Source organism: Roseicyclus sp. (genome assembly GCF_965662675.1).
Taxonomy (GTDB): Bacteria; Pseudomonadota; Alphaproteobacteria; order Rhodobacterales; family Rhodobacteraceae; genus Roseicyclus.
The window spans coordinates 21,154-27,388 of sequence record NZ_CBFIIK010000023.1; the positions used below are offsets into that span (position 1 = coordinate 21,154).

General features: G+C 64.5%; 6 protein-coding genes and 1 tRNA gene. 1 reads left to right on the top strand and 6 read right to left on the bottom strand.

Going from position 1 to position 6,235, the window contains the following annotated elements:
- Nucleotides 1-80: 80 nt before the first annotated feature.
- The 6 genes from ACTG4J_RS06090 to ACTG4J_RS06115 form a co-directional block, all read right to left on the bottom strand.
- Nucleotides 81-935 (bottom strand): universal stress protein, encoded by an 855-nt coding sequence (locus ACTG4J_RS06090; RefSeq protein WP_439137958.1) that lies wholly within the window; start codon nucleotides 933-935, stop codon nucleotides 81-83.
- 288 nt (nucleotides 936-1,223) lie between these two features.
- A tRNA-Glu gene (locus tag ACTG4J_RS06095) sits at nucleotides 1,224-1,298 on the bottom strand.
- Nucleotides 1,299-1,384: 86 nt separating this feature from the next.
- Nucleotides 1,385-3,127, bottom strand: coding sequence for a single-stranded-DNA-specific exonuclease RecJ (gene recJ, locus ACTG4J_RS06100; protein ID WP_439137960.1), 1,743 nt, complete (start codon nucleotides 3,125-3,127; stop codon nucleotides 1,385-1,387).
- A 49-nt stretch (nucleotides 3,128-3,176) separates the two neighbouring features.
- A complete protein-coding gene (gene glpX / locus ACTG4J_RS06105; RefSeq protein ID WP_439137962.1) occupies nucleotides 3,177-4,142 on the bottom strand; it encodes a class II fructose-bisphosphatase in 966 nt (321 codons plus the stop codon).
- Between the two features lie 87 nt (nucleotides 4,143-4,229).
- Complete coding sequence (locus ACTG4J_RS06110; RefSeq protein ID WP_439137964.1) at nucleotides 4,230-5,516, bottom strand: homoserine dehydrogenase; 1,287 nt, start codon at nucleotides 5,514-5,516, stop codon at nucleotides 4,230-4,232.
- Between the two features lie 76 nt (nucleotides 5,517-5,592).
- Nucleotides 5,593-5,802 carry a hypothetical protein gene (locus ACTG4J_RS06115; RefSeq protein WP_439137966.1) on the bottom strand — a complete coding sequence of 70 codons (210 nt, stop codon included), beginning with the start codon at nucleotides 5,800-5,802 and terminating at the stop codon, nucleotides 5,593-5,595.
- 105 nt (nucleotides 5,803-5,907) lie between these two features.
- On the opposite strand from ACTG4J_RS06115, the gene ACTG4J_RS06120 reads away from it, so the two are divergent.
- Nucleotides 5,908-6,235 (top strand): TetR/AcrR family transcriptional regulator (locus ACTG4J_RS06120; RefSeq protein ID WP_439137967.1); only part of this gene is annotated, 328 nt, incomplete at its 3' end.

Consider the following 6,235-nt stretch of genomic DNA (forward strand, 5'->3'; position numbering starts at 1 on the left):
CGCGTCGCGTCGATGGAGGGGTAACTAAATTACGTCAAGCGCACTTCAAGTATTATTTTATTTCGTTATGAAACTAAATTTCAATGCGCCATCACGATCGGTAATTTTGCTTTGTCGACAACGGACTGCGTATTCCCGCCAAAGAGGGTCTCGCGCTCATGGCTTTGGCCGTAGGCCCCCATGATCAACAGCCCGGCGCCCAATTCTTCGGTTTTCTCGAGCAACGCCATCCCCGGATTGCGGCTTTCGAAATGGACGATATCGGCTGCGATACCGCGCAGCCGATAATAGTCATGCAGCTCTTCGGCCGAGGCGCCATGCGCCTCGCCACGACCGACGGCAAGGATCGTGACCTGATCGGCCCTTGTGGCAAGATCGAGGGTCAAGGCCACCGCACGCGCCGCTTCGAGCGATCCGTTCCAGCCGACCGTCACCTTGGCCCCGAAATCAGCCGCACTGGTCAGGCCCGGGGGACACATCAAGACCGGGCGCCCGGTCTGAAAAAGCGCCGCCTTGAGCGCGCTGGTGCCCAGATTGCGATCGCGCTGCGGCTTTTCCACCACCACCAGATCGGCCAAGCGCCCGTTATGCTTGACGATATCGGGTGTGCGGCCGAACTCCTCGACGAATTGCACACTGGCGCTGCTGCCATCGGGTTGGTCGGTTTCTGCAAGGTCGAGTGTGCCCGCCATGGCGTGCAGCGCGTCGCGCAGGGCGTTTTCCTCTTGATCGGCCAGCTGGGCGGCTTGGGACAAGATCGTATCGCGGGCGAAACTGGGAAGCGGGATACCGTGCGGCACCATGTCTTCGGGGCGTGCGCGGCAATGCGCGACCACGATATGCGCCTTGTGACGATGCGCCAGTGCGGCGGCATGCGCCAAGGCAGATTTACCCATGGCGTCGCCGCCGACGGGCACCAAGATCCGTGCAAGCATCCCAAATCCTCCCTTCACGACGCGCTTGGCTTGAGCGCGCCGCCCCTGTGTTCGAAGAAAGGGTATAGCGCGTTTGCGTATAAAACCCGCGCAATTTGACCAAACCCGTCGCGCCCGGCGCCCCCTCGCGCGCAATGCGCGGAAAAACACACGCGAATTCAGCACCTTGCCATCGCGCCTTGGATGCGGGTTTTTTTGAGATTGCAGTCGCAGTCCGGCATCTATCGACGCGCTGCCGATGACACACACCGCAAACGCGGCGGATCGGATCGCGATGTCGGAATGAAGTGGCAGCCCGTAGGGGAATCGAACCCCTCTTTCCAGGTTGAAAACCTGGCGTCCTAACCGATAGACGAACGGGCCACTGGTGGCGTGTCGCGCTTCTAGGAAAAGGCGCGGCGGGGTTCAAGCGGATTTTTCGTCGGCACTTGCGAAAGTTCGCGGCGCGCTCATTCGGCCCAAGCCGCATCCTCGAGGCGTAGTTGCACGCTTTGCCGGCCGTTCCAGTGATTGACCTCGATCCGGCCCGCCACATGCAGCGCGCGGCCGGCGTGATCTGACAAAGCCGCCTCCAGCCCATTGGCCGCCGCATCAAAGCAGATCGCGTCGATCGTGGTGGCCCCATCCGATAGCGTCAGCTTCAAATGGCCTTGGCCGACCGGCTTGGTGTAGCGGATGCGCAGCCCCGGCAGCGCAAAACGCGGGGCAGGGGCGGCAGCCCCGAATGGCCCGGCATCTTCGAGCTGTTCGATCAGCGCGACGCTGCAGGCCGCCGGCATCAACACCCCGTCAAGGCGCAGATCGGCGATACCGCGCGCGCCCGATCCTTGCTTGTCGAGCAGCGCAGACAGCCGCGCCATGGCCGGTTCCAACTGCGCCCGCGACAGGCTGAGCCCTGCGGCCATGCGGTGACCGCCACCTTTCTCGATCAACCCTTCAGCGGCAAGCCGTTGGATGGATGCGCCCAGATCGACCCCGCTGACTGAGCGGCCCGATCCCTTGCCTGCGTCACCTTCGAAGCCGATCACGACGGCGGGGCGGTTTGTGGCCTCTTTCAGCCGTGCCGCGACAATTCCCACCACGCCGGGATGCCAGCCCTCATCTGCGGCCCAAACCAGCGGCGCTTCAAGCCCGCGCGCCTCGGCTTGTGCCAAGGCGGCGTCGCGCACCTGCCCCTCGATCTCGCGGCGGTCGGTGTTGAGCGTGTCGAGACGCTGGGCCATTGCCATCGCTTCAGCCGGGTCAGTCGTGGCCAGTAGCCGCGCACCCAAATCGGCCGCGCCGATCCGCCCACCTGCATTGACACGCGGCCCCAGCACATAGCCCAGATGGTAACTGCTTGGCGGCCGGTCGAGGCGTGCGACATCGGCAAGCGCCACCAGCCCAGGACGGGCGCGACGCGCCATGACCTTCAGCCCTTGTCGAACGAAGGCACGATTGACCCCGATCAAGGGTGCGACATCGGCCACGGTCGCCAGCGCCACCAGATCGAGGGCTGAAATCAGATCGGGGGGCTGTTTGTCGCTTTCGCGCAGCCGTGCATTGAGCGCGACCAGCGTCAGAAATACCACACCCGCCGCGCAAAGATGGCCCAAGCTGCCATCCTCATCCTGCCTGTTGGGGTTTACCACCGCGACGCAATCGGGCAGATCGGCGGCCGCCAGATGGTGATCGATCACGATCACATCCGCACCCTTGGCCGCCGCGATCGGCCCATGTGACAGCGTCCCGCAATCGACACAAATGATCAGCCCGTGATCTTGCGCCAACATCGCCATCGCGGCGTCATTGGGGCCATAGCCCTCGTCGATGCGGTCGGGGATATAAAGCGTGGCGGCATGGCCCAAGGCGCGCAGCCAATCGATCAACAGCGCCGCCGAAGCCCCGCCATCGACATCGTAATCGGCGAAGATCGCGATCTTTTCGCGGCGGTCGAGCGCAATCAGCACCCGCTCCACCGCCCGCCCCATATCGCGCAAGCCCATTGGGTCGGGCAAAAGATCACGCAGCGCAGGCGCAAGAAAACCCGCAGCCCCCTCGGGGGCGACACCGCGGCGCGCGAGAATATGGGCCAAGGCCGGTTGCAGATCGGCGCGTTGCATCAAGGCCTCGGCCAGCCGCACAGTCTCGGCCTCGGGCCCAACCCAGCGCCGCCCGGTCAGCGACTGCTCTACATCCAAGAAACCTGTCATGGCTGTTGGATTAACAGGCTTTAAGCCCGCAATCCATCCAATGCGCGGCTCATTTCACAGGGTTGCGATAGGTCATCCGCCGCACAGATCCTGTCTTTGATCGCATGAGAATCGTCTCGGCGGTCAAGAACCCCGGCTCGCGCTTGATACCCGCAAGGATCGAGCCATCTGTCACGCCGGTCGCGGCAAAGATCACATCCTTTGTCACCATGTCGTCACGCGTATAAACGCGGTCGAGATTGGTGATGCCCGCCTTGGCGGCGCGCGCCTTTTCGTCGTCGTTGCGGAACAGCAGCTTGCCATAGATCTGCCCGCCCATGCATTTGAGCGCAGCAGCGGCCAGAACCCCCTCGGGCGCGCCGCCTTGACCCATGTACATGTCGATGCCCGTGACCTCAGGCTCGGCGCAATGGATGACACCCGCCACATCGCCATCGGTGATCAGCCGGATCGCGCAACCCGTGCTGCGCAGCTCGTCGATCATCGCCTGATGGCGGGGGCGTTCCAGCACGCAAACGGTGATGTCGGTCGTCGAACAGCCCTTGGCCGCGGCCAGCGCGCTGACCCGTTCGGCGGGCGACATGTCGAGCGTGACCACACCGGCGCGAAAGCCCGGCCCGATGGCCAGCTTTTCCATATATACATCGGGCGCATGCAGCATCGAGCCGCGCGGCCCCATCGCGATCACGGTCAGCGCATTGGGCATATCCTTGGCGGTCAGCGTCGTGCCTTCCAGCGGATCAAGCGCGATATCCACCTCGGGGCCTTGGCCGCTGCCCACTTCCTCTCCGATGTAGAGCATCGGCGCCTCGTCGCGCTCCCCCTCGCCGATCACGACCACCCCCTTGATGTCGAGCTTGTTGAGCTGGTCGCGCATCGCGTTGACGGCGGCCTGATCGGCGGCTTTCTCATCGCCCCGACCGATCAGCCGGGCCGAGGCAAGCGCTGCCGCCTCCGACACCCGGGCAAGGCCCAAGGACAACATGCGGTCGTTGAAATCGGTGGCTTGCGACATGGGTGTGGCCTCGGGCTGGGCTGGGGTGGGTTGGCTTGGTCTAGCGGGCGTCGGCGCGCGCGTCCAGCATGGGGGCGCTAACGGCGATCAGACCTCTTCGATCCGCAGGGCGACGGGGGTTCCCATCACCACCTTGGTGCCGGGCAGGGCGGCCATCGCGGTCTCCAGATCGGCCCTTGCGCTCTTGTGGGTCACGATCAAAACCGGCGCATTCTCGCCCGGGTGATCATATTGCCGCATCCGGTCGATCGAGATGCCGGACTCGCCCAGAACCGTCGCCACCTTGGCCAGTGCGCCGGGTTTGTCTGCCAGCTCCATCCGCAGGTAATAGCGCGAGGGGCTGAGCGCCGTGGCAGGCTGCGCCGGATCAAGCGTCACGGCAGGCTGGCCGAAGGTCGGCAAGCGGATGGCGCGCGCGATATCGCAGATATCGGACATCACCGCCGAGGCGGTCGGCCCTTCGCCGGCACCCGCGCCGCGCAACACGATCTGTCCCACGCTGTCACCCTCGATCACCACCATATTGGTGCCGCCCTCGAGCTGGCCCAAGGGCGATGTGGCCGGCACAAGGCAAGGCGACATCCGCGCCTCCAGCCCGCGCCCGGTGCGCTGAGCCACGCCCAAGAGCTTGATCTTGTAGCCCATATCGCCGGCGCGGCGGATATCTTCGATGGTGATCGACCCGATGCCCTCCAGCGCGATGGCGTCGAAATTCACTTGCGCGCCAAAGGCGATCGCGGCCAGCAGCGTCAGCTTGTGCGCCGCGTCGATCCCGCCGACATCAAGTTCGGGATCGGCCTCAAGATAGCCCAAGCCATCGGCCTCGGCGAAAGCCTCGTCATAGCTGAGGCCCGCGCTGTCCATCCGGGTCAGGATGTAATTGCAGGTGCCGTTCATCACCCCCATCACGCGGCTGATGGCATTGCCTGCCAGCCCCTCGGTCAGCGCCTTGATCACGGGAATGCCGCCCGCCACCGCCGCCTCGAAGCGCAAGACGCGCCCCGCGGCTTCGGCGGTTTCGGCCAGCGCTTGGCCATGGATCGCAAGCATGGCCTTGTTTGCCGTGACGACATCCTTGCCCGCGGCGATGGCCGCCTCGGTCGCTTGCTTGGCGGGCCCTTCGGCGCCGCCCATCAATTCCACGAAGACATCGATATCGGGCCTGCGGGCCAGCGCCACGGGATCATCCTCCCACGCATAGCGCGACAGGTTCACGCCCCGATCCTTGTCCTTGCTGCGCGCCGAAACCGCGACGATCTCGATCGGTCGACCACAGCGCGCCGAAAGCAGGGCTGCCTGTCGCTGGACGATCTTGACCACGCCCACACCAACGGTGCCAAGCCCGGCTATGCCAAGGCGAATAGGGTCAGACATCGTGCGATCCTCCGGGCGGTATGTCGTTGGGCCAGACTGTTAGACGCTTCGTCCTCCGTCTGCAACGCAAGCCCGCCTAAAGCGGTAAGTCGCGCAATGCGGCCGCGCGCGCGCGCAGATCTGCGGCCCGCCGGGTCAGGTCTTGGCCTGCCGCCGCCGCATCGCGTGCCGACAGCGCCTCGGCCTGCGCGGTGATCTGTCCAAGCGGCAAAAGCCGCGGATATTCGGTCGCGTCTTGCGATGCGCCACAACTCGCCAGTCCCGTCAGACCGGCGAAAGCGCACATGCGCAGATATCGAAGCGAAGGGCTCACCATATGCCCAGCTATCCCGCCAAGATGCCCGCTGTCCAGCATGGTTGAATTGAACGCTCGTTCAGATAATCTATGCTCATGGCACGCACCCAAGGAAGCCACGCCGGGATCACCGGCCCCCGCCTGCGCGAAGCGGCCCTCCGTCTCTTCGCCCGGCATGGCTATGCCGCGGTCTCGATGCGCCAAATCGCGGCCGAGATCGGCGTTCAGGCAGGTGCGCTCTACCTCTACACCCCCGACAAGCAGGCGCTTTTGTTTGAATTGATGCGCGATCACCTGGAAGATCTGCTGGCCGATTGGCAGCCCCCCGATGCTGCCCCCGATGCACAACTTGAAAGCTTCGTGCGCCATCATATCCGCTATCACCTCGACCGGCCGGATCTGGTGTTCATCGCCTATATGGAGC

What these genes read in the sequence shown, in the direction of transcription:
- ACTG4J_RS06090 (WP_439137958.1), bottom strand. Translation starts at nt 935, where the DNA reads ATGCTTGCACGGATCTTGGTGCCCGTCGGCGGCGACGCCATGGGTAAA.
- recJ (WP_439137960.1), bottom strand. Translation starts at nt 3,127, where the DNA reads ATGACAGGTTTCTTGGATGTAGAGCAGTCGCTGACCGGGCGGCGCTGG.
- glpX (WP_439137962.1), bottom strand. Translation starts at nt 4,142, where the DNA reads ATGTCGCAAGCCACCGATTTCAACGACCGCATGTTGTCCTTGGGCCTT.
- ACTG4J_RS06110 (WP_439137964.1), bottom strand. Translation starts at nt 5,516, where the DNA reads ATGTCTGACCCTATTCGCCTTGGCATAGCCGGGCTTGGCACCGTTGGT.
- ACTG4J_RS06115 (WP_439137966.1), bottom strand. Translation starts at nt 5,802, where the DNA reads ATGTGCGCTTTCGCCGGTCTGACGGGACTGGCGAGTTGTGGCGCATCG.